Below are 1,030 nucleotides of genomic sequence, written 5' to 3'. Positions count from 1 at the left end.
AAATCGGCCATTTTGCCCTCATTTTATCTTTAGCGATGGCGGTACTGCTTTCTGTGCTGCCGCTATGGGGCGCATCAAACAATAATACGATGCTGATGAATACCGCTCGACCGCTGTCTTGGTCGATGTTCATCATGCTGTTTTTCTCGTTCGTGATTTTGTGTTGGGGTTTTTATACTAACGATTTCACTCTGCAATACGTAGCAAGTAACTCAAACAGCCAACTGCCTTGGTACTACCGTTTGACAGCGGTATGGGGTGCACACGAAGGTTCCCTATTGCTTTGGGTGCTTATCCAAGCAGGTTGGACCGTCGCGGTTGCTACATTCAGCCGCGGTATGCCACAAGAGTCGGTTGCACGTGTACTTGCCGTAATGGGTATGATCTCCGTAGGTTTCCTACTGTTTATTATCTTAACGTCAAACCCATTCCTACGTACGTTACCGTTCTTCCCTGTTGATGGTCGAGATTTGAACCCGCTTCTGCAAGACCCTGGGCTGATTGTGCATCCACCAATGCTGTACATGGGTTACGTCGGTTTCTCTGTTGCGTTTTCGTTCGCGATTGCCTCTCTAATGACAGGTCGTCTTGATACAGCATGGGCGCGCTGGTCTCGTCCTTGGACAACGGCGGCATGGGTATTCCTAACTTTGGGTATCGCACTAGGTTCTTGGTGGGCTTATTACGAACTTGGCTGGGGCGGTTGGTGGTTCTGGGATCCAGTAGAAAACGCATCCTTTATGCCTTGGCTAGCAGGTACTGCACTTATGCACTCGCTAGCAGTGACGGAAAAACGCGGTACATTTAAAGCTTGGACAGTATTGCTAGCGATCTCTGCATTCTCGTTGAGTTTGTTAGGTACTTTCTTAGTTCGTTCGGGCATTTTGGTGTCGGTACACGCGTTTGCGTCCGATCCTTCTCGCGGTATGTTTATCCTTGGTTTCCTTGTCTTCGTTATCGGTGGCTCTTTACTGCTATTCGCGGTGAAAGGTGCGGCGGTACGTGTTCGTGGTAACTTTGATTTAGTGTC

General features: G+C 48.9%; 1 protein-coding gene. It reads left to right on the top strand.

Translation table 11 applies throughout. The features are described 5' to 3' along the window. Positions 1 to 2: 2 nt before the first annotated feature. Positions 3 to 1,030: heme lyase CcmF/NrfE family subunit (locus R7P35_RS26350; RefSeq protein ID WP_318093449.1), on the top strand; the 1,028-nt coding region annotated here is incomplete at its 3' end.

Source organism: Vibrio sp. Vb0304 (genome assembly GCF_033338995.1).
Lineage (GTDB): Bacteria > Pseudomonadota > Gammaproteobacteria > Enterobacterales > Vibrionaceae > Vibrio > Vibrio alginolyticus.
Note: the sequence above shows the minus strand (reverse complement) of the source record. Positions and strands in the feature narration are given on the sequence as shown.